The organism is Bacillus sp. FSL P4-0334 (assembly GCF_038004825.1).
GTDB lineage: Bacteria > Bacillota > Bacilli > Bacillales > Bacillaceae > Bacillus > Bacillus velezensis.
The window spans coordinates 2,241,961-2,262,457 of the sequence record NZ_JBBORX010000001.1; the positions used below are offsets into that span (position 1 = coordinate 2,241,961).

At 43.0% G+C, this 20,497-nt stretch carries 26 protein-coding genes; all 26 read left to right on the plus strand.

The window, feature by feature from the left end; genetic code table 11:
• The first annotated feature begins 115 nt into the window (after window positions 1-115).
• Complete coding sequence (locus NSQ37_RS11615) at window positions 116-1,261, plus strand: MrcB family domain-containing protein (RefSeq protein WP_327997719.1); 1,146 nt, start codon at window positions 116-118, stop codon at window positions 1,259-1,261.
• Window positions 1,251-1,934 carry a hypothetical protein gene (locus NSQ37_RS11620; RefSeq protein ID WP_007408603.1) on the plus strand — a complete coding sequence of 228 codons (684 nt, stop codon included), beginning with the start codon at window positions 1,251-1,253 and terminating at the stop codon, window positions 1,932-1,934. The genes NSQ37_RS11615 and NSQ37_RS11620 overlap by 11 nt, the downstream gene beginning before the upstream one ends.
• A 91-nt stretch (window positions 1,935-2,025) precedes the next feature.
• Window positions 2,026-2,154 (plus strand): hypothetical protein, encoded by a 129-nt coding sequence (locus NSQ37_RS11625; protein WP_327997720.1) that lies wholly within the window; start codon window positions 2,026-2,028, stop codon window positions 2,152-2,154.
• Between the two features lie 15 nt (window positions 2,155-2,169).
• Window positions 2,170-2,685, plus strand: a complete 516-nt coding sequence (locus NSQ37_RS11630; RefSeq protein ID WP_327997721.1) for a sigma-70 family RNA polymerase sigma factor — start codon at window positions 2,170-2,172, stop codon at window positions 2,683-2,685.
• A gap of 124 nt (window positions 2,686-2,809) precedes the next feature.
• Complete coding sequence (locus tag NSQ37_RS11635) at window positions 2,810-3,022, plus strand: helix-turn-helix domain-containing protein (protein ID WP_327997722.1); 213 nt, start codon at window positions 2,810-2,812, stop codon at window positions 3,020-3,022.
• Window positions 3,023-3,550: 528 nt separating this feature from the next.
• A complete protein-coding gene (locus NSQ37_RS11640) occupies window positions 3,551-3,736 on the plus strand; it encodes a hypothetical protein (protein ID WP_341123766.1) in 186 nt (61 codons plus the stop codon).
• A 66-nt stretch (window positions 3,737-3,802) separates the two neighbouring features.
• Window positions 3,803-4,564, plus strand: coding sequence for a S1 family peptidase (locus NSQ37_RS11645; protein WP_341123767.1), 762 nt, complete (start codon window positions 3,803-3,805; stop codon window positions 4,562-4,564).
• A 145-nt stretch (window positions 4,565-4,709) separates the two neighbouring features.
• Window positions 4,710-5,429 carry a phage terminase small subunit gene (terS, locus tag NSQ37_RS11650; RefSeq protein WP_341123768.1) on the plus strand — a complete coding sequence of 240 codons (720 nt, stop codon included), beginning with the start codon at window positions 4,710-4,712 and terminating at the stop codon, window positions 5,427-5,429.
• Complete coding sequence (locus NSQ37_RS11655; protein WP_335425824.1) at window positions 5,416-6,624, plus strand: PBSX family phage terminase large subunit; 1,209 nt, start codon at window positions 5,416-5,418, stop codon at window positions 6,622-6,624. Before terS ends, NSQ37_RS11655 begins: the two co-directional genes overlap by 14 nt.
• Window positions 6,624-8,027, plus strand: coding sequence for a phage portal protein (locus tag NSQ37_RS11660; RefSeq protein WP_335425811.1), 1,404 nt, complete (start codon window positions 6,624-6,626; stop codon window positions 8,025-8,027). Before NSQ37_RS11655 ends, NSQ37_RS11660 begins: the two co-directional genes overlap by 1 nt.
• Window positions 8,014-8,940, plus strand: a complete 927-nt coding sequence (locus NSQ37_RS11665) for a phage minor head protein (RefSeq protein WP_341123773.1) — start codon at window positions 8,014-8,016, stop codon at window positions 8,938-8,940. The genes NSQ37_RS11660 and NSQ37_RS11665 overlap by 14 nt, the downstream gene beginning before the upstream one ends.
• A 102-nt stretch (window positions 8,941-9,042) precedes the next feature.
• A complete protein-coding gene (locus NSQ37_RS11670; RefSeq protein WP_300945675.1) occupies window positions 9,043-9,630 on the plus strand; it encodes a DUF4355 domain-containing protein in 588 nt (195 codons plus the stop codon).
• A gap of 14 nt (window positions 9,631-9,644) precedes the next feature.
• Window positions 9,645-10,562 (plus strand): phage major capsid protein, encoded by a 918-nt coding sequence (locus NSQ37_RS11675; protein ID WP_341123774.1) that lies wholly within the window; start codon window positions 9,645-9,647, stop codon window positions 10,560-10,562.
• Between the two features lie 4 nt (window positions 10,563-10,566).
• Window positions 10,567-10,902: a hypothetical protein gene (locus tag NSQ37_RS11680; protein ID WP_003155858.1), complete on the plus strand. Its 336-nt coding sequence runs from the start codon at window positions 10,567-10,569 to the stop codon at window positions 10,900-10,902.
• A gap of 1 nt (window position 10,903) precedes the next feature.
• Window positions 10,904-11,155 carry a hypothetical protein gene (locus NSQ37_RS11685; RefSeq protein WP_341123775.1) on the plus strand — a complete coding sequence of 84 codons (252 nt, stop codon included), beginning with the start codon at window positions 10,904-10,906 and terminating at the stop codon, window positions 11,153-11,155.
• 8 nt (window positions 11,156-11,163) lie between these two features.
• Entirely contained in the window at window positions 11,164-11,463 is a 300-nt protein-coding gene (locus NSQ37_RS11690; RefSeq protein WP_341123776.1) for a phage head-tail connector protein, read from the plus strand.
• Window positions 11,460-11,798 carry a phage head closure protein gene (locus NSQ37_RS11695; protein WP_013351229.1) on the plus strand — a complete coding sequence of 113 codons (339 nt, stop codon included), beginning with the start codon at window positions 11,460-11,462 and terminating at the stop codon, window positions 11,796-11,798. Before NSQ37_RS11690 ends, NSQ37_RS11695 begins: the two co-directional genes overlap by 4 nt.
• Window positions 11,791-12,207, plus strand: a complete 417-nt coding sequence (locus NSQ37_RS11700; protein WP_341123779.1) for an HK97 gp10 family phage protein — start codon at window positions 11,791-11,793, stop codon at window positions 12,205-12,207. The genes NSQ37_RS11695 and NSQ37_RS11700 overlap by 8 nt, the downstream gene beginning before the upstream one ends.
• A 17-nt stretch (window positions 12,208-12,224) precedes the next feature.
• Window positions 12,225-12,623, plus strand: coding sequence for a DUF3168 domain-containing protein (locus tag NSQ37_RS11705; RefSeq protein WP_015239630.1), 399 nt, complete (start codon window positions 12,225-12,227; stop codon window positions 12,621-12,623).
• 13 nt (window positions 12,624-12,636) lie between these two features.
• The gene (locus NSQ37_RS11710) at window positions 12,637-13,161 is read left to right on the plus strand and encodes a phage major tail protein, TP901-1 family (protein ID WP_017417511.1); all 525 of its coding nucleotides are present in this window, start codon (window positions 12,637-12,639) and stop codon (window positions 13,159-13,161) included.
• Complete coding sequence (locus NSQ37_RS11715; RefSeq protein ID WP_218791594.1) at window positions 13,136-13,417, plus strand: fibronectin type III domain-containing protein; 282 nt, start codon at window positions 13,136-13,138, stop codon at window positions 13,415-13,417. The genes NSQ37_RS11710 and NSQ37_RS11715 overlap by 26 nt, the downstream gene beginning before the upstream one ends.
• Window positions 13,386-13,673, plus strand: a complete 288-nt coding sequence (locus tag NSQ37_RS11720; protein WP_255034080.1) for a fibronectin type III domain-containing protein — start codon at window positions 13,386-13,388, stop codon at window positions 13,671-13,673. Before NSQ37_RS11715 ends, NSQ37_RS11720 begins: the two co-directional genes overlap by 32 nt.
• A gap of 56 nt (window positions 13,674-13,729) precedes the next feature.
• Window positions 13,730-14,236, plus strand: coding sequence for a tail assembly chaperone (locus tag NSQ37_RS11725; RefSeq protein WP_326134092.1), 507 nt, complete (start codon window positions 13,730-13,732; stop codon window positions 14,234-14,236).
• A gap of 47 nt (window positions 14,237-14,283) precedes the next feature.
• Window positions 14,284-14,592 carry a hypothetical protein gene (locus NSQ37_RS11730; RefSeq protein WP_095315853.1) on the plus strand — a complete coding sequence of 103 codons (309 nt, stop codon included), beginning with the start codon at window positions 14,284-14,286 and terminating at the stop codon, window positions 14,590-14,592.
• A gap of 4 nt (window positions 14,593-14,596) precedes the next feature.
• Window positions 14,597-19,738, plus strand: coding sequence for a hypothetical protein (locus tag NSQ37_RS11735; RefSeq protein ID WP_341124684.1), 5,142 nt, complete (start codon window positions 14,597-14,599; stop codon window positions 19,736-19,738).
• On the plus strand, window positions 19,731-20,495 hold the full coding sequence (locus NSQ37_RS11740; RefSeq protein ID WP_341123781.1) for a distal tail protein Dit: 765 nt from the start codon (window positions 19,731-19,733) through the stop codon (window positions 20,493-20,495). Before NSQ37_RS11735 ends, NSQ37_RS11740 begins: the two co-directional genes overlap by 8 nt.
• Window positions 20,496-20,497 lie beyond the last annotated feature (2 nt).

Consider the following 20,497-nt stretch of genomic DNA (forward strand, 5'->3'; position numbering starts at 1 on the left):
TTAAAAATGAAGATAAGGACGGAAAGAAATGAAAATTTGGAAAGGAAATTATAAAATAGTTTAGAAATATATGGTATGATAGGCTCGTTGAATTCTGGTTAAAGGAGATTTTGTTATGATGCGAACTACACCTAGCCTATTTGATGTAAACCGTTTTTGGAAAGGTTTTAATGAATATAAAAATTACAAAGTTGATAATAAACAACATGATTTTTTTAAACTGTTTCGTAACGAAATTCCTGTAGCATTTGAGAAGGTATTAAAAGAAAAGCAGTTCAAGAATCGAGATTATATAAGCATCAAAGCTTCCACAGGTACTGGGAGGATTTCTGATTCATTCTGGATTGCTTTTCTTGATAATCGATTGACTACCAAAGGAAAAAGAGTATCGACTCAAGTTGGTATTTATATTGTTTTATTGTTTTCAGAAAGCGGAGACAATTTTTATTTAAGTATAGCAACTGGCACTGAAAACTTTAACTTAACTGAAATTAGGGAGCAAGCTAAAGCAGGTAAACAATTCTTTGCTAGACAGATTCAATCAAATGAAAAGTTACTAGGATTTAATACGGATGAATTTTATTTGGGTACGTCCGACAGGCCAAAAAAGTATGCTGCCAGCGCCCTCATCAACAAGAAATTTAATCTATTTACGTTTGATGAAGAGCAATTGCTTAACGATTTATTCATATTAAATGACCTCTTCTATGATTATGTCTATGAACATTATTTAGAAGAAAATAATGGCGAAACTGAACAAGAGAATTTAATAAAGAAAAAAACGATTAGAAGAAAAGTAATAAATGTTGAAAAGTACAGGTTGCTTCGCAAAGAAAAAGAGATTGCTAATGAATTAACTGGAAAGGCAGCAGAAGAGTTTGTCTTTCATAAAGAAAAAGATTATTTAATCAAAGAAGGCAGAAATGAATTGGCTCAAAAAGTTGATTGGATCTCTAATAGGGAAGACGGTCATGGATATGATATAAAATCTTATTTTCCAGATGGCTCTGACAAGTTTATTGAGGTAAAAGGTACCAAGTTTAAAAACAATGCTTATCAGTTTTATTTATCTGAACGTGAAAGAGTTGTTGCTGAAGAAAAGGGAAAAGAATATGTTTTAACATTGGTTGAGAACGTGGGGAATCCTAAGCTAATAAAAATCATAAAAGAGGTTAGGGACCCGGTTCATAAAATGTGTTTAAAGCCGCTAAATTATAGTGGCAAACTGAAACCAGAGGGATGCCAAGACAATGACGAATGAAATATTAAAAGACCTAAAATCAATATCAATTACATTCATAAAATTTCTTTGTGTTTTAGCAGTACTTACGATTATAGCAATTATATCTTGGCATTTGAAAGCATATGAAGTTATTTATTACATAATAGTAATAGGTGCTTACCTAATTATTTGGTTTTTAATATATTGTTTTTTAATAAGGCCGCAAAAAGTAAAAAGAGATAATTTGTACCTTTGGTTAGATTCTCCGAATTTCACAGACAAAGAGTTTATTCATGATTTATCGGAGGTTCCTGTTAAGGACTTGTTAGAAAATTTAGAGACAATTTATAAAAAATTATTGATTTATGCAAAACTCGATATAATTAAACTAAAATTATTAAAGGCATACTTCAAGACAAAAAGCTCAGGAAATATTATTGAGGTGCTTTTTCGCTCTTTAGTGGCAATAATTTCAGGACCTTTGTTATTATTTGTGATAAACAATAGACAATTATTTGTATTCCTAAAGCCCAAAGACTTCGCTGAGATTAATCCAACGTTTCTAACCGTGGCAAACATTTTAACTATAGTCTTGTTTTTCTTAAGTGTTCTTATGTTTTTGATATCTGATTCAGTAACAAATAAAAAAAGAAACCTTATAATTGAGGAAATACTTGACGTATGTATTAGCGAATGTAGTAACAAAAAATAAGTCCAAGACGGAAAGCCTGCGGACACTGATCATTGCACAGAATCACTGTGCTCTGATTGGTGTCCGTTTTTTATTTGAGCGGAGGGATGACATGAAGCAAGAAAAGAAAAAGCCCAATAATAACACGCAGGAGCGCTCAGATCGTTTCTGGCAACAAATGATGAACACGAACATGCAAACACTTAAACGAGGCAAGGACGGCGCATTTAAGCGCAAATAAGGGGGAGGAATCAGAATGCAGGATTTAATCATTGAATACAAACGAGCATTAAGAGAAACAAGAAAAATGTACCGGCTCTACAAAGATACGGCTGAAGTCAGTCTGACGGCTGAACAGATTAACGACAAAAAGATTATCAGTAGCATGATCAGCGATATTGAATTCACTCTCGAATGGCTGCAGAACGGAAGACAGCCGGGCGCCCGCCGAGGTGCTGACAGAAGAGATGCATATCAAAGGACGATTCTTGCTGATCCGCGCTTAATTGATGCGCTCCCGGAAGAATACGCAATCGTTCAAGAGGCTGAGGGAGAGGTAAGTGATTGGGATAAGGAAAGAATCGCTGATGCCCTATCCGTGCTTACCGAAAGAGAAAAAGACATTTTCATGATGCATGCTGTGCAAAACATGTCATTCGAAGAGATAGCGCAGTTATTGGGGATTAAAAAAGGAACCGTGCAGAAGAACATCGAACGTTCCCGCCTGAAAATGAAAAATAGAGCAGATCACAGCCTATTCTGTTTAGCATGAATAGGTTGTTTATTTATTGAAATATAAGAAAAGTTTGTGAAAAACCCTTTAAAGACTACTATTGTTATAGGTATAATGGTATTGTTTATTGTTACAAATTAGGGGATTCAAAGAGGATGATATTATGTACAATCTTAAAGAACGCGATGCAATTAAACGGTTCTTAAATGAGGAAACCGTTAATACAAGCGAAGCAATTGAAATGTTGGGCTTCACTCGTCAATACCTAAACCAGTTAGTTAAAAGCGGGGAATTAGAGCCGATGAAAGAAATGCCTCGGGACAGGCTTTTTCTGAAAGAGGATATTTTGGATTTTCAAAAACATAGAAGGAAATGAGCAAATATGAAAAAATTAATCGATGGTTCAACGATCTTATTCTTTATTCTGTTTGTGATATTGTTCACTAATTTTAATTATGGTCATCTCAGCACTCTCGATATTATTACTATGATTTTGGCAATGATCTGGTTGGTGTTGACTATAATTAATATAGCTCTAAAATGGAGAAACCTCCGAAATGGCTAAGTTTATTTTTGAGAGTATAGACGAGCTGAGAGATTTTATGGATAAAGAAATCATAACGACATCTGAAGCCATTGAGATAACTGGATGAAGCCGGCAGAACCTCAAGCAGCTGGTGGATTATAAAACATTGGTTCCGATTAAAACTACGAACAGTGATCGCCTATTCTTGAGAAAATATATTGAAGGCTATAAAAAGAAACGTTGATTGCACCCTGTCAAAAGGATGTTTTTTCGTCTTACGGTTGCCACCTATTTATGAAGGGCGCTTTCGTTCGACAAATCTTGCAAATAGTTCCTTTATCACACTCCTTAACCGATAATAAGGAGGGAGGTGAGAATATGATGCCAATGGTAAAAGAATTTAATGATTTTTTAGAGAAACAAGGGCATAGATCATGGGAAGAGATTGAAAAAGATATGCAAGATGAGTTGTGGCGGATTGGTAGAAAATACGGTGTGATAGGACCTACAGTATTCCATGAGTATATGGATTGGAAGGCAGGTAAACAGAAGAAAAAAGGATAGGTTTCATTAAGTTACTTTTGTTCATATTATATTTTTCAGATTAACTATAGAAGTGGTGAGAGAAATATGGATTTGAAAAGAATGGAAAAATCAATTGTGCATTTAAAATGTTACAGTGAAGATAAACAAGACTTTGGTACTGCTCTTTATGTGAAAAAAGGTAATAAGCAATATCTTATTACTGTGAAGCATCTAATTGTGAATAGAAATTCAGGAAAGCTCCATGAATCTATAATCAAAGCAAATAAATATGCTGAGAATCTCAAAACTGTAGGGGTCGATCAAATATATCGATTAGGATCTGGTGAGTCTGGAGAGGCGCCTGTAGTTTATGAAAATAATCACTTTGAGATGGACTTGGCTATTATATCACTTAATTTTAATGAGACAATTGAATTTAAGAGAAATTTAGAATCATCCGATTATACACCTTTGGATTTTAAACACATTTCTGATAAAAAGTTAACGGCAGGAGATGATCTATGTTTGATAGGGTATCCTGACTTTTCTGATTTAGGTGTCGTCAATCCTATGTTAACAAATCAGCATCTTCCTATTTATTCATTTGGCAAAGTGTCTTTGTTCCATAACGATTTAAACTACTTTATGGGCAATATGTTTAGTTATGGAGGTTTTAGCGGAGGCCCCATTATTTATAATAATAAGGTGGTTGGTATTAATACAGCTCAAATAGTAAACTATATAAATTGTGAGAAAGAGGAGCAACCAGTTATTAAGTATCCAATGAATTATATAATTAAGGGTGATATTATATTTTCGCTTATGAAAGAAATAGAATCAAATGAAAGCCAGCACCTGCACCTTTAAGGGTGCTTTTTTTGTTCCTTGTAAACTGGTTCCGGTAAGTCTCAGGAAAACTATTGGTGGTTAACGGTCTGAGTGCGGCGTCGGTTTAGAGGGAATATCTTTTCCAAAACAAACACGAATCAGAAGGGGGCGGCGGTGAATGTAGATGGCTGAAAAGCACATTCAGGCGTATAAGGATTACGTCAAAGGCATGAAATACAAGGATCTTGCCGAGAAGTACGGGGTGTCGGTGAACACCATTAAATCGTGGAAGCAGCGGCATGGTTGGGAAAGGAAAAAGGGTGCACCCATTGAAAAAAGTGTGCACACAAAAATAGGCGGGCAACCCGGCAACAAAAACGCATTAGGAAATAGCGGCGGGGCGGCTCCGGCAAGAAATCAAAACGCTGTAACACATGGATTCTTCTCAAAGTATTTGCCAGAAGAAACGCTTGAAATCATGGAAGAGATTCAGGAGCGTTCCCCTGCTGATATGATATGGGATCAGATTCAGATACAATATGCGGCTATTATTCGGGCGCAGCGCATTATGTTTGTGCAGGATCAGGATGACATGACCAAAGTTTTGAAAAAAGAGAAGCCGGGTGCGTTTGGTGATGAGCGAGAATGGGAGTTTCAATTCGCTTGGGATCGCCACGCAACATTCCTGAACGCTCAATCTCGGGCAATGGGGGAGCTCCGGAGCCTGATCAAGCAATTCGACCAGCTGGCGCATGAGCAAGATGAGCGGCGTCTTAAATTGGAACAAATGCGCTTGAATATCGAGAAGACGAAGAAGGCGGTTAATGGCGGCGACGGAAACACCCAAGAAAATGATATTGCCGCAATGTTGAGGAAAATGGTGAATGCCGATGGAACTGAATAAAAAGCAAAAGGAAGTTTGGGACAGCTTTATTAAAGAGCAACCCAAAATTCTGATTTGTAGCGGTGCAAAGAGGGCAGGGAAAACATTCGTGCTCCTTTTGACGTTCCTTGCTCACGTCAGTAAGTATCAGAATATGGGTTTATCCTTCATCATCGGCGGGGCTACTCAGGCAGCCATAAAACGAAATGTCTTGAACGATATGGAATTGATTCTGGGTAAAGAATTGAGGCTCGACAAGTCGAATGCCGTTGAGATATTCGGCAACCGTGTATATTGCTTTGACGGGGCCAATGCTGATTCATGGAAAAAAGCGCGGGGGTTCACGTCAGCCGGCGCATTCCTTAATGAAGCGACTGCCCTGCATGACTCTTTCGTGAAAGAAGTCATTTCCCGGTGCTCCTACAAAGGCGCTGTGGTCATGATGGATACAAACCCTGAGAACCCGATGCACACCGTCAAAACGGATTATATCGACAAAGACGGGCAAATGTTGAAAAGCGGACGGCTGAACATCCGGTCATTTCATTTCTCGCTGTTCGATAACAATTTTCTCGATCCGGAATATGTGGAGAGCATCGTGGCATCAACGCCGAGCGGCATGTTTACAGATCGGGACATACACGGTTATTGGGTGGCGCCTGAAGGAGTCATATACAAGGATTTCAATAAGGACATTCACTATATCAGCTCTGAGGAATTGGAAAATAGGCGTGTCAATTTCAAGAAGTATTTTGCGGGCGTCGACTGGGGATATGAGCACCCGGGTTCTATTGTTGTAATCGGACAAGATGACCAGGGGTGTTTTTATTTGCTCGAAGAACATGCAAAGCAACATGAGGAAATTGATTACTGGGTGAAGATAGCGAAGGGCATCAAAGAGCGATACGGCAACATCAATTTCTACTGCGATACTGCGCGGCCGGAACACGTTCAGCGATTCCGCAGGGAGAAACTGCGTGCATTGAACGCTGATAAGGCGGTCATATCCGGTATCGAAGAAGTGGCGCGGCTGTTTAAGCGAAATGAATTGTTCATCGTGAAAGATAAGGTCGCTCGCTTCGAAAAGGAAATTTTTATGTATGTTTGGAATCAAAAGACTGGCGATCCTGTGAAGGAATGGGACGACGTGCTGGACTCACTCCGGTACGCTCTGTATTCGCATAATAAACCGAAAAGACGGAGAGGGGTGAGCTGATGAATCATTTTATAGACATGATTGAACAGTCCGGCATAACGCCTGAATTGATTGATAAGATCATTCAGGAACATAAGCCGGATCATGACAGAATGAAAAAGCTTTATGATCGGTACCAGGCTGAGGTTCAGGGCGTTCCGATCTTATCCAGAGAAGCCATTGAATACGAGGATTTTGAAACAGGGAAATTAAAACGTATTGATCACAAAGTAAACAATAGGCTGAACAACTCGTTTGATTCTGAAATCATTGATACAAAGGTGGGCTATCTGTTTGGTCATCCTATTGCATATGAGTTTGATGAGAGCGGTGAAGCAAGTAATGCAAAACTTGTGAAACAGCTGATTGAAGGTTTCAATACGGAAAACAACATTGCTGATGAAGACAGCGAGTGGGGGAAAATGGCCTCTATTTGCGGTTACGGCGCCCGCCTCGCTTACGTTGATCGTTCTGGAAACGAGCGTATAAAAAATATTGATCCATGGGAATGCGCCTTTATTACTGATGGAAGCATCCATGAACCTGCTTACGCTTTGCGATATTACATGGTGTATGGCGGAAAGATCAAAGCAGAATTCTATGATCAGAAATATGTTTATTATTTCAGTACGAAAGAAAGCTCGGCCTTCACTCTTGATAAAAAAACTTTGCATCTTTTTGACGGCTGCCCCTTATTCGGTTTAGCGAATAACAAGGAACTAAAGGGAGATGCCGAAAAGGTTCTTTCGTTAATTGATGCGTATGACCGCACGTTGTCCGATGCATCGAATGAGATTGAGCAATATCGACTGGCTTATCTGATTTTAAAAGGGCTTGGCGCGGATGAAGAGACGCTTGATCAGCTCAAAAAGACCGGAATCCTTGAATTGTATGACGAAAAAGACGACGTAAGCTATCTGACAAAGGATATAAACGATGCCATCATAGAAAACCATCTTGATAGGTTGGAAGAGAATATCCTTCGCTTTGCGAAATCGGTCAATTTCTCCGATGAATCTTTTGGTGGGAATGTATCAGGGGTTGCGATGAAATATAAATTGATGTCGCTTGAAAACAAATGCATCACAATGGAACGGAAGATGACTGCTGCTCTGCGTTATCAATACAAACTGATCTTTTCCGCATGGGGCACTAAAAGGAAAGCGGCAGCGGAAGATTATAAAAAAGTTTGGTTTGGCTTTAAGCGGAACCTTCCGGCAAATGTACTGGAGGAAGCACAAACGACCGGACAGCTTAAAGGAATGGTAAGCGAAGAAACCCGTCTGTCTCTGCTGTCGTTTGTTGATGATGTCCAGTATGAGCTGAAGAAGATGGAAGAGGAAGAAGAGGAATACAGGCTCAACATGCCGCCGTTAACGGATGTGGAAACAGACGCGGGCGGTGATGAAGATGAACCAGAATGATATTGATAAGTACCTGGACGACATGATCACTGAGGATGCTCAAAAGATTGATGTCGTTTTTGCATCTCGCTTAAAGGAGATCAATGCACAAATTGCCCGGCTGTATGCGAAATACAGTAAGGACGGCCAGCTTACTTTAGCCGATGCCAACAAATACAATCGTCTGAACAAGGAAATGGAGAGGATGGCCGAGGAATCGCACAAGGCTTTCAAAACCATTCTGACTATTGTTGAGGCATTAGCAGCCAAGCAGTTTTTAGAGAATTATATGCGTTCTGCTTATCTATTTGAAATGGAATCCGTGGTTAACTTGGGTTTTAGCATTCCGACAGCCGAAGTCATTCGGCAGGCCGTTCTAAACCCTATAGCCGAATTGACTTTGTCAGCGATATACAGGCGGCATCGAGACGATTATGTCCGGCAGATTCAAATTTCCATCGCACAGGGCCTACAAGCGGGGGAGGATTATTCAAAGATCGCCCGCCGCATTGAAAGAGCGACCGAATTTGCCCGCAGGAAAGCCCGTGACGTGGCAAGAACAGAAGCTCATAGGGTACAAGTCTCGGCAAGGATGGAAAGCGCTGAAAAGGCCTCAAAACGGAGCAATCTTAAAAAGATGTGGAATGCTACCCTTGATCTAAAAACACGAGCCGGGCACAGGAAGCTGGATGGGAAGACAATAGAGCGCAATGGGCTCTTCAAATCAATTTACGGCGGCGGCGGACCGGCTCCGGGGCACATGAATAATGCGAAAGATGACATAAACTGCCGTTGTACGATTGCTTTTAAAGTAAACGGCGTCCTGCCGGATACGAGAAGGGCGAGGGAAGGCGGCAGCGGGGCAGGTCAAACAATCCCATACCAAACCTATGAAGAGTGGTACAAATCCATTGAGGAAAAGGGAAGACGTTAAACAGCGGATTTTTATTTTGTCCTGAGCATGACGTTAAAAGGCTTATTTTTCATGCACTCATAACAGGCGCGCACTGTAGAGGGCAAAGGAGGAAGAAGCGTAATGCCAACATTAGAAGATGTGAAAAAATTTCTTGAAGAAAATAAAGAGAACGAGGAAGTACAGTCGTATCTGAATGAACTTTCTGCCGTGTCTGCTGACAAGGTGAATGGGTTTTTAGATACAGAAGAAGGAAAACGTCTCATTCAGCCTCGGTTGGATTCTCATTTTACAAAAGGCCTTGATACGTGGAAGGCGAACAATCTCGATGCTCTGGTTGATGCAAAGGTAAAAGAGCTTTATCCGGAAGAGACAGAAGAGCAGAAGCGGATCAGGAAGCTGGAAAAGGAGCTGAAAGATCAAAAGACAGCAGCACAACGTGAAAAGCTTTTAAACAAAGCTGTTTCTTATGCTTCCGAAAAGCAACTGCCGGCAGATGTAGATGTAGTGGGATTCTTTGTCGGTGAGGATGAAGAATCAACGATGAAGAACCTCGGAGCATTCGAAGAGAAGTACAACGCTGCACTTCAAAAGGCTATTGAATCCAAGTTTCAAGAGAATGGCCGTGATGTCCAGTCCGGTAGCAACGAACCGACAAATCAAGATTTAGACATCAGCTCGCTTGCAGCTGAAGCAAGTATTAGAAAATAAGGAGGGCTATTAATATGCCGACATTCGATCCAAACAATGCATTAATGCAAGACTCAGTAAATGGGAAGGTTCCAACTGAACAAGGAACGCTGGTTTTAAAAGAGTTTATGACCCAATCTGCTGTCACAAAACTAGCAAAATATGAAGAAATGAGTAAGCCGGAGAAGGAATTCACGTACTTGGCTTCTGGACCGGGAGCTTACTGGGTTGGAGAAGGCGAGAGAATCCAAACTTCTAAGGCTCAATGGTTAACAGCAAAAATGATTTCAAAGAAATTGGGTGTCATTATCCCTGTTTCTAAAGAATTCTTGCGCTATTCTGTAACAGATTTCTTCACACAAATGCGCCCGGCTATCGCTGAAGCCTTTGCGATCAAATTTGATCAGGCTGCGTTATTCGGTGTAGATTCACCGTTTGGAAAAGGTGTATCTGTATTTGAAAAAATCAAGGAATCTGGTAACACAATTGCGTTAAACTCACTTGGCAATCTATATGATGAGTTAAACGGGGTCATGGCTCTTGTTGAAGACGCTGACAAAGATGTAAACGGCTTTACAACAACACGCCGATTCCGTCAAAAGCTCCGCGGCACAAAGGATGGTAATGGTCTTCCGATCTTTAACGATGCGACAGGCGGCGCCACACAGCAGGCTCTTGGCCTTCCGATTGGATATGCGGATTCTAAGTCATGGGATTACGAAAAAGCGGCATTTCTTGCGGCTGACTGGAATTACACACGTTACGGAATCCCTCAAGGAATGGAATACAAAATTTCAGAGGATGCAACATTGACAACGATTGTTGATGCAGACGGAAACCCGATCAACTTGTATGAGCGTGATATGGTTGCTCTCCGTGTAACTCAGCAAGTCGGATTCATGACATTGACCGATGATGCTTTTGCTGCTATTACACCAGTAACGGAGGCGTAAGCTTATGGGGTACACATCTAAAAACTATAACACTAATAACGGCGACAAATTGGTGATCGGCGGCGAGCTTGAAATAAAAGAGGGTGCGAAGGTGACCGGGTTATCGGGTTCTGCACCTGCTCCTAAAACTATCACTTCGGAAATGATCGGCGACGGAGAAGTGAAAAACATCAATATCGGTGATGGTTCTGTCCAAAATCGTAACATCGGCACCGGTAGTGTACAAAATGCCAACATCGGTGCCAAAGCAGTTACTTTAGCTAAACTCGGTGACGATGTGACAGCCAAACTATCTGATTTAGAGAATCGGATAAAAGCACTGGAAGGAGGCGGCGCGTGATATGAAAGCATCTAACGGTTCCAAAACCATTCAATGCACTGAAAAGGCTTTCGAGGTGGTTTATTCTCATATTGGCTTTAAGAGAGTGGATGAGGTCAAGAAGCCAGCTGCCGATCTTCTTGATATGACTGAGGCTCAACTGCAGAAGGTAAACAAAGATGAGGTTATTGCTTTCTTGAAAGAGAATGAATATGATTTTGACCCTAAAGCGCCTAAAGACGAACTGATCAAGATTGTCTTAGGTGAAGAGTAGGTGATTCAGTGGACATCGCACAAGTAAAGCGAATGACAGAGATTAAGACAGATAGGCATGACGAATATTTGTCTGAAATAGTCCCTATTTTGATTGAGTCTGCCAGTGATTTTTGTAGCAACACTTTCGATCCGAAGGCTTTACCAGCTGGCGTGAAGCTTTTTGTTGCGAAGGCTGCGGAATATAACATGAATTCTTCTGGACTCTCGGGAAGAAGCATGGGGGATGTGTCCTATTCGTACAATACAGAATTTCCTCGGTACATCACAAAACACCTTACGCCATATCGAAGGCTGAGAGTTAAATGATCTATGAGGAATTCCCGCACGTCATAACGTTTCAGCGGTGGGAAGAGGTGCCGGACGGCGGCGGGGGCTATGTTGAAAAATTCACTGATTATCTCACAACAGAGGCCTTTGTCGGCGGGATTACGTCCCGGGAATATTATCAGGCTCAGCAGCTTCAAAACCCGGTTGATTGCAATGTGTATTTCCCGTATCGCAATGATATTGAGAAGACAATGCGGATCATCTACGAAAACAAGGTGCTGACTCTCAAATCAGATCCGATCGACCAGGGCGGCATGCATGAGATTATGAATTTGAAATGTCAGGTAACGGGGGTGCTGAAGGGCAATGGCTGAGGTCAGTGGTAGATGGGTCAGGCAGATGAAAAGAGCCACGAGCGAGTTTAGAAACCGGGTCATAGACGATATTAAGCAGGTTGTCACAGACACAGCCGAGTTGATTTACAGCCATGCTGTTCTGAATGCTCCGACCGCCGCGATAGACGGGGGAAACCTGAAAAATTCAATTGAAATCGACTACCAAGAGGGCGGCTTACGGGCCGTTATTTCTGTTGGTGCCGATTACGCCGTATATGTGGAATATGGAACAGGGATTTATGCAGAGGAAGGCGGCGGCCGGCAAACGCCGTGGGTATATTATGACACCAAGCTTAATAGATGGGTGGTCACGCGGGGAATGCGGGCGCAGCCGTTCTGGAATCCAGCGGTGGACGAAGGCATGCGGTATTTTGCCAGTCAAATGTGATGGAAGGAGCTGTCATCATGCGATCTGCCCTGTGGCCGTTGCAGGCTGCTCTATTTAAGAGGTTATCAACAGACGAAGAGCTGAACGGGCGCGTCACAGGCGTCTTTGATGCAGTCCCGAAAGATCAGCAAAAGCCTTATGTAACAATGGGGGATGATGATGTTTCCCCATTTAAAACCAAGACATCCAGCGGTGAAGAAATCAATGTCGTTCTGCACTGCTGGTCAGGTTACAACGGAAAAAAAGAAGCAATGGAGATTTTGAGCCTCATGCTTCAAGCGTTAACAAGCAGGCCCCTAACAATAGAGGGCTTTTCTTTATGCCGTTCTGAGATGCGCAGCATGCAGGTGATCACTGATATTGACGGATACACGCGTCATGGCATTCTCAGAATGCGCTTCACAATAAACAATTGAGAGGATGAACAAAATGGCAGATTTATTGAATGGTATTGATGAGGTTTACTTTGTTCAACCGATGAATGCTACTTCAACTGAAGGTCTGTTTATCGCATTCCAAACAGAAGGCAGTCATACGAAAGAACAAGATACAAAAGATGAATCAACAAAGTCTGGCCGAATTGTTGGGTACGGCCCTAAATCTGAGAGCATCGAATTGACATATTATGCTGCTGTCTCTGATCCGGGTCAAACGGCGATTGAAGATGCTTATGACAACGAAGAGACAGTTCAGGTATGGAAAGTAAACCTGAATAAAAACAAAAACGATAAGCATGATTCTGAATATGGACATGCAATCATCGAGAACTTAGAAAAAAGTGCACCGCAAGATGGGTTTATTGAGGTTTCAACAACATTGCCTGTTCTCGGTAAGACCCGTAAAGGTGAGCTTGATCCTCTGCCTCAAGAATTAATTGACGAGATCAGATCTTCTGCCGGTGCCAAAGAGTTCATGCAGTTTGGCGAGAATGCCAAAAAAACAACTACGCCCTAATGCGCCCCAAAATCTATCGTTCACGGCTACAGCTGACAGCGTGACCGTGAAATGGGATGCGGTAGATGGGGCAACTTCATATAAGGTATACAGGGGAGCGAGCAAGCAGCTGGACGCAACTGTCATTGGCACATCCCACACCTTGACAGGAATTGCGGCCGATACGAAACTCACGGTCAACGTCTCTGCTGTGAACGATGCGGGTGAGTCCTCAATGACTGAGATTGTTACGCAAACACAAGCGGTTACGCCCTAACGTTCCCCGCAATATAACTGCGAAAAGCGCCACTTCAAATCAGGTGAGTTTTTCATGGGATGCGGTGAAAGGGGCGACATCTTACAATATTTACAGGTTTTATGCAAAAATAGCGACTGTCTCAAAGAATTCGTACACGTCGAATCCTAACCTAAAGCCGGACACCGCCTACATTTTTAACGTGTCGGCAGTGAACTCGGTCGGGGAATCGGAACGTTCGGCCAATTTTACGATACGAACAGAAAAGGAATCATAGGGTCCGGGCTTCCCGGGCTCTTTTTTAACATAAAAAAATAATCGGAGGTTTTATAAATGGCTTACTTAACTATCGGAGATAAAGAATACAAATCACGCTGCGACTTTGCTTTTGACAGATTGGCAAACGAAAAATATTCCACTGCGGACGAAAAGGGCAAAGGCGGCACAATGAATATTTACATGAGCTTGCTCAACGAAGAGGCTTCCTATCTTTCTGCTTTTTGGGATTGTGCACTCGCTTACTTGAAGAAAGAAAAGCCATCAATTGAGGCTATTGAAGAAGCAATTATTAAAATCATTGATGAGGACGAAACAGGCGACGCAATTGACAAGATGATCAATGAAGCATTCACAACGCTGGACTCGGCGGGTTTTTTCAAAGGCGTGATCCGTCAGCGCTGGAAGATGATGGAGAAGATGAACAAAGGGAAGAAACCGGCTCCGAACGAAACGCCGGAAATGGAAGCGAAGCGGCTGGAGGACGAAGAGAACGGCAAGGAAGTCTTGAAGATGATGAAAGAGGCATACAAAGAGAGAACGGGATCGACTATGACCAAATAATTACGAATTCTGCACATTGGCTCGGGGTTTATGATGTGGATTTAATCATGTCATGGACTCCTAACGAGTACAAGCTTCTGCTCAAAGGGGCCAAGTTGCGAGAAATAGATGAATTGGAGCTTATGGCAAGAAACGCCATGTTTCACCGTTACGCCATGAATGAGAAGCGCCCCAAAGAAACGAAAATGTTTGATGCGAAGAAGGCCAGACGCCAATTGGAGCGCAATATCACTGGCGATAACGACAAATGGCGTAAGACAGATGTAAACGAGCTCGGCAAGCGAGCCAAAGGGGTTCAGCGGTTTAATGATGCAATCCGCAACCACTTTGCAAAATCCGGACAAGGAATGGGGTGAGGGAATGACCGAAAGACTGACAGCAATAGTTGAAGCGCAGACACGAAGATTTACTCGCAGCATGGATCGTGTGAATGATATGATGCGCCGGATGAATGATCATCAGACGGTGGAAATTGACGCAGAGATCGCAAGCTTTCAGGCCAGAGTGCGGCAGGCCGAGCAGCAAATTGATAATTTTGTACATCGACATGAACGCACGCGGGTTGATTTAGATGCAGATTCAGACCCTTTAACTCGGGCCATCAATTGGGCGAAGCAAAGATTGAGACAGATTCCCCAAACTGTCACCACGCAATTAATGGGGAATGTCCGGCCGTTATCTTCCGCATTGGCACGCGCTAAAGCAGGGCTATCGGCGGTGGCGAACAGAATCACAACGACGATAGACGGAAATCCCACTCCTTTAGGGCGTGCTGTCGCTGTTGCGCGGTCAGCCATAGCATCAGTATCTCATAACGTAACTACCACTTTTAATGCGGCCACGTCGCCTATCATACGCGGGGTTTCGGCTGTCCGTTCAGCTTTGGCTTCACTGCCAAACAGAATTACCACGGTCATAAACGGAAACACGGCTGCGCTTATGCGCTCTGTGGCAACGGCACGCGCTGCTCTGGCGTCCTTGCCGAGAAGAGTATGGATTAGTATAGAAGCTCGAATTGATCGGTTTGAAACGTCAATGAACAGGCTTGCCAAGATCACAAACTCAGTTTCAACAGTCATCGGTCATTCAATTGCCGGGGCATTAACGTCCCTACTTCCTGCAATCTCGCCAGCCCTTGCAAGTATTGTCGGGGTAATCGGCTCATTGGGCCCCATGCTCGGGGTGGCAGCTGGCGGGGTTATGGGGTTAACGAGTGCATTTGCAACAGCGGGAACAGGCGCGGCGGCATTCGGTGCCCTGGCTATTACTTCAATAAGCGGTGTATTCAAAGCATCTGAAGACCTTGCAAAGCTGCAGGAGAAGCTGGACAATGCAACAAGCGCAAAAGAGCGCGCTAAAATCATGAAACAGATCAATAATCTGCAAAAATCTCTTGGAAAAGAAGAGAGAGAGGCATTAAAGAACCTCGAAGACTTCAAAGACAATTGGCGGGACATCGGTACGATGGTTCAAAAGCCGATCTTGAAAACATTCGGTATGTCTCTAAATACGTTTAAACTCGCTCTCAACTCACTCATTCCAATGTTTGACGGACTGGCGAAAGAGGGCGTGGGACTGGCGAAAAGCATGGACAAGGCTTTTAAAGCTCCGGACATGCAGAGATTCATTTCCTATCTGAACAAAGAAGCTCCGGGGGCGTTTGCTTCATTCGGCCGATCTGCCGGAAATGTCTTACGGACAGTTTTTAATCTGATCGTAGCATTCGGACCGGCCGGAAAAAGCATGACGAAATCCATCGAAGGAATAACCCAATCATGGGTGAAATGGTCAGCGAACTTGGGTTCTTCAAAGAAATTTCAGGCTTTCGTGGAGTATACAAAAACAAACGGCCCAAAACTGCTACAGATCATCAGAAACTTTTCGGGCGGTCTGACAAAGCTGTTTACCGGGTTCGCTCCTATGTCTCAAGACATGATGACATCTCTCGTAGACCTGACCAAGCGGTTCAATGAGTGGGCTGGCAGCGTTACGAAAACAAAAGAATTTCAATCGTTCATTGACTATATCAAGACCAACGGCCCTACAGTATGGAGCACATTGGGGCAGATCGCGAAAACTATCATCAACTTGCTTGTCGGCATGGCTCCACTCGGAAAAACGATTTTGGAGAATGTAAACGGGTTTTTGAAATTTACTAATGCGGCGATGGAGGCAAACCCGGCAATCGGGAAATTTATCGCAGTCGGTATCTCATTACTTGGAGCTTTAAGAGCTATTGTTCCGGCGATAGTAGCGGTCAGCGCTGTTACCAACGGTCTTAAAGATTTTAAAGATGCAGCTGAATATCTACGGACCTTTAAAACCACAGCTGCGGGTATAAAACTGACTGGCATGATTGGCCAATTAAAATCAGCGATAGCAACGATGGGTCAATTCATTGCGAAGTATACAGCGATGGCAGCAAGCGCAACAGCTAATGCTGTGAAAATGGCGGCATCGTGGACAGCCATGAAAATATCAGCGTTTGTTTCTGCTCTGAAGCGCGGCATTGTTCAAATGGGTTTATGGATCAAGAATATGACTGTAATGGCGGCTCAATCAATCGCAAGTGCTGCCCGTACAGCAACCGCATGGACAGCAATGAAGATCACCTCTTTTATCACAATGCTGACAAACGGGATTAAGCAGATGGTCCTTTTCATTGCCAAAATGACCGTGCTTGCAGCGCAGTCCATAGCACAGGCAACCCGCATGGCAGCGGCTTGGACGGCGGCGCAGATCAGCAATTTTATATCTTTGTTGGTTGCAGGCGGTAAGCAAATGGTTTTATTCGGCCGGCAACTCGTCGTGCTTGCGGCACAAGCGGCAGCACAGGCGGCACGTATGGCGGCATCATGGGTCATCGCAATGGGGCCTATCGGATGGATTACGGCGGCTGTCGTCGGTCTGGTTGCCTTGGTCATCGCGAATTGGGACACGGTAAAATCGGCTACAATTGCGGCATGGGGTGCTATTTCCAGTTGGCTGTCTACTGTCTGGACAGGTATAAAGACGATAGCAACATCAACATGGAACGGAATAAAGTCGTTCTTCTCTACTGTTTGGAATGGAATTGTATCGGCAGCTAAAAGCATTTGGAACGGCCTGAAAACATTCTTTTCATCAGTCTGGAATGGGATGAAAACTGCATTCACAACGGTATGGAACGGCATTAAGTCATTTGCCACTTCAACTTGGAAAGGCATTGTGTCAGTCGGGAAATCTGTCTGGAATGGTTTGAAAACGTTCTTTTCATCTGTTTGGAATGGAATGAAAACCGCATTCACAAGCATTTGGAACGGCATCAAAACAATTGCTACTTCGATCTGGAAGGGCGTTGTATCAGTTGGAAAATCAATCTGGAATGGATTGAAAACATTCTTCACCAGTTGGCTAAATACGCAAAAGAAAATCTTCAGCACCGTTTGGAATGCGATAAAAACTGTTGTTACCACAGTATGGAAAGCTGTATCGTCTACTGCCAAGAGCATTTGGAATGGGTTGAAGTCATTTTTTAGTAGCATGCTGAATGGCACCAAGAGTGTTTTTACAAGCGTGTGGAACGCTGTTAAAGGTTTTGTGACAGGGCTCTGGAAAGGGCTTGTGAGTACAGCTAAAAGCCTATTCAATAGTATGAAAAACGCTATTTCCGGCATAATGAAATCAGCAAAATCAACAATTACAAGCATATGGAACGGTGTCATGAAGTTTTTCCGCGGCATTAACTTGTGGCAGATCGGTAAGAACATCATCCAAGGCTTAATAAATGGTATCAGCGGCATGGCGGGAGCATTAGCGAGCAAAGTAAAATCAATGGCAAATGCTATTCCCAACGGCATGAAAAAGCTTCTCGGAATCCATTCTCCGTCAAGGGTAATGCGTGACCAGGTCGGTTATCACGTCGGTACCGGTATGGCGGCTGGTATTGATAAATCGCAAGGGAAAGTAAAAGCGGCCGCGGCAAAAGCAGCCAAAGCGGCTCAGAAGGCTGCTGAGGTAAAGGTATCCAACAAAATTAAGAACGCAGAAGTGAAGTATGACACCAAGAAAATGGGCGCCGATACGTATATCAAAACATTGCAGAAGATTCAGAAGCAAAACAAGCTGACCAGTGAGCAAAACCGAAAAATCCAGCGCGAGATATATCAGGCATCCAAAAGCGCCTCTGATAAACAAAAGAAGCTACTGAAAGAGCAGCAGCGCAAGGAAGCGAAGGCGAAACTGGCGTATACCAAGAAAGTATCAGATCAGATTAAGAAAGCTGAGGCAAAATACGATACAGGAAAAATCAGCGGGAATACCTATATCAAAACGCTTGAGAAAATCAAGAAGAACAAGCTGAATTCTGACCAGCAAATAAAGGTTCAACGGGAAATCTATCAGACTCAAAAAGCGATGGCTGATAAGGCCAGAAAGCAGAAGGAAGCCGAAAAGAAAGCGGCTGACAAACTTAACAAGGGCATTCTTTCTGCAAACAATACTTATCTCTCAAAATTCAAAAGTGTGAATGATAAACTGACTGCCGACATTAAGGCGGCCAACGATGCCTATAAAAAGGAGCTGCAAGACCGAACTGACGCGATTTATAACGCCATCGGTCTATTTGACGATGTATCAAGTGAAAAAGTGAACGGCTCCAAGCTGACTGCAAATCTTAAAAAGCAGCTGGACAAGATCAAAACGTTCAACAATGACATTTCAAAAATAGCAAGCCGGGCACCGAAGGCGTTCACAGACGAATTGAAAGAAATGGGTATCGGGTCAGCTGATCAGATTAATGCGATTTCACGCATGACAGATTCCGAGTTAAATGAGTATGTCAAGTTGTGGCAGGAAAAGCATAAGCTGGCGAGCACTCAGGCGGAACAAGAATTAACCGGACTGAAAAACGAGACAACTAAGAAAATAGTTGAATTACGCTCGGCCGCAAATAAAGAACTGGCACTTCTGAAAAATGACTATCTCCGCAAAATTGGGGAGCTTACAGTCGATGTAAAACAACTTGGTTCTCTCAAGAAAAGCGGAAAAGCCATCGGGTCAAATACAATGGCCGGCATTATTTCTGGAATGAAGAATATGAAGGGCGAGCTGGCGAAAGAAGCAAATTCCATCGCCTCGACAATCGAAAAAACCATTAAGAAGAAATTGAAAATCCATTCCCCATCGAGATTGATGCGGGATCAGGTCGGGATCATGGTTCCTGCTGGTATCGCTGTCGGGATTCAGAATGGTATCGGCACTGTTCAGAGAGCTATGGGAGCCGTCAGTGATGCTATGACTATTCACCAAGAGGATATGAATTTTGTATATGACACATCCATTTCTAGCGGTGAACTCGGCACGGTTAGAAAAGAATTGAGCGCGGACATCCGGAACCTTGAGTTGCCTGACAGGATGATTGTTATTGAGATGGACAGCAAGAAGGTCGGTCAAGGAGTAGAAAAGCCTGTCACAAACGCACAAAAAAGGTCAAACGCAAGGAGGGTGAGGTTTAATGATTAATTATCAGGAGTTGCTGCCTAACCAATGGAAAATCACGTTTGACGGCATTGATATATCACCCTTCTTTTATGTAAAGTCCACGGGCGGCCGAGGCGTGACAGGAAGAGAAGTGAATACAGCCACTATCGGGAATCGCCCCGGCGGTTTCCTGCGTGATACAAGAATTCCTGTAAGAGTCATAACCATTGAGGTTCTTTTTGCCTTCAGTAGTGAAGAAGAGCTGAAGAAAAAGCAGGAGGAATTGACTTTTATTCTGCACACTGAAGAGCCTAAACCGTTAATTTTTCACGATGAGCCTGACAGAGTCTATAATGCTGTCTTTGAAAGTATTTCAGAAGGTGAAGAACAGGGAGGCTTTCAGACTGCAACATTGACTTTTATCTGTCCCGATCCAAAAAAATACGGCCCGGCGAAGGATTTTGAATTTGATTCAGGTGTTCAAACTATTACTAATCCGGGCTATGCAGCCGTAGACCCAACAATCGAATGCGTTTTTGGTGAGAAAGCCACTTCATATGAGGTGGCTCTTCTTAATGCTGATGGGTCAGTATCGAAAACGATCAAGCTGCTGTACGATTTCATCGCTGGTGACACACTTGTAATTGATTCAGCAAAAAGAAAGGTCACTTGCAGCGGTAATTTAATCATGACAGCACTTCAAATTCAATCAGATTGGTTTCTGCTGCCGCCCAGGACGCCAGTTAAAATCAAGTTCAGTCATAAGAGCAGTATCAAATTTAATGAGGCATATTTGTAAGG

Coding starts and splice junctions, on each gene's coding strand:
- NSQ37_RS11615 (WP_327997719.1), top strand. CDS start 116: ATGATGCGAACTACACCTAGCCTATTTGATGTAAACCGTTTTTGGAAA.
- NSQ37_RS11620 (WP_007408603.1), top strand. CDS start 1,251: ATGACGAATGAAATATTAAAAGACCTAAAATCAATATCAATTACATTC.
- NSQ37_RS11625 (WP_327997720.1), top strand. CDS start 2,026: ATGAAGCAAGAAAAGAAAAAGCCCAATAATAACACGCAGGAGCGCTCA.
- NSQ37_RS11630 (WP_327997721.1), top strand. CDS start 2,170: ATGCAGGATTTAATCATTGAATACAAACGAGCATTAAGAGAAACAAGA.
- NSQ37_RS11635 (WP_327997722.1), top strand. CDS start 2,810: ATGTACAATCTTAAAGAACGCGATGCAATTAAACGGTTCTTAAATGAG.
- NSQ37_RS11640 (WP_341123766.1), top strand. CDS start 3,551: ATGATGCCAATGGTAAAAGAATTTAATGATTTTTTAGAGAAACAAGGG.
- NSQ37_RS11645 (WP_341123767.1), top strand. CDS start 3,803: ATGGATTTGAAAAGAATGGAAAAATCAATTGTGCATTTAAAATGTTAC.
- terS (WP_341123768.1), top strand. CDS start 4,710: ATGGCTGAAAAGCACATTCAGGCGTATAAGGATTACGTCAAAGGCATG.
- NSQ37_RS11655 (WP_335425824.1), top strand. CDS start 5,416: ATGGAACTGAATAAAAAGCAAAAGGAAGTTTGGGACAGCTTTATTAAA.
- NSQ37_RS11660 (WP_335425811.1), top strand. CDS start 6,624: ATGAATCATTTTATAGACATGATTGAACAGTCCGGCATAACGCCTGAA.
- NSQ37_RS11665 (WP_341123773.1), top strand. CDS start 8,014: ATGAACCAGAATGATATTGATAAGTACCTGGACGACATGATCACTGAG.
- NSQ37_RS11670 (WP_300945675.1), top strand. CDS start 9,043: ATGCCAACATTAGAAGATGTGAAAAAATTTCTTGAAGAAAATAAAGAG.
- NSQ37_RS11675 (WP_341123774.1), top strand. CDS start 9,645: ATGCCGACATTCGATCCAAACAATGCATTAATGCAAGACTCAGTAAAT.
- NSQ37_RS11680 (WP_003155858.1), top strand. CDS start 10,567: ATGGGGTACACATCTAAAAACTATAACACTAATAACGGCGACAAATTG.
- NSQ37_RS11685 (WP_341123775.1), top strand. CDS start 10,904: ATGAAAGCATCTAACGGTTCCAAAACCATTCAATGCACTGAAAAGGCT.
- NSQ37_RS11695 (WP_013351229.1), top strand. CDS start 11,460: ATGATCTATGAGGAATTCCCGCACGTCATAACGTTTCAGCGGTGGGAA.
- NSQ37_RS11700 (WP_341123779.1), top strand. CDS start 11,791: ATGGCTGAGGTCAGTGGTAGATGGGTCAGGCAGATGAAAAGAGCCACG.
- NSQ37_RS11705 (WP_015239630.1), top strand. CDS start 12,225: ATGCGATCTGCCCTGTGGCCGTTGCAGGCTGCTCTATTTAAGAGGTTA.
- NSQ37_RS11710 (WP_017417511.1), top strand. CDS start 12,637: ATGGCAGATTTATTGAATGGTATTGATGAGGTTTACTTTGTTCAACCG.
- NSQ37_RS11715 (WP_218791594.1), top strand. CDS start 13,136: ATGCCAAAAAAACAACTACGCCCTAATGCGCCCCAAAATCTATCGTTC.
- NSQ37_RS11725 (WP_326134092.1), top strand. CDS start 13,730: ATGGCTTACTTAACTATCGGAGATAAAGAATACAAATCACGCTGCGAC.
- NSQ37_RS11730 (WP_095315853.1), top strand. CDS start 14,284: ATGTCATGGACTCCTAACGAGTACAAGCTTCTGCTCAAAGGGGCCAAG.
- NSQ37_RS11735 (WP_341124684.1), top strand. CDS start 14,597: ATGACCGAAAGACTGACAGCAATAGTTGAAGCGCAGACACGAAGATTT.
- NSQ37_RS11740 (WP_341123781.1), top strand. CDS start 19,731: ATGATTAATTATCAGGAGTTGCTGCCTAACCAATGGAAAATCACGTTT.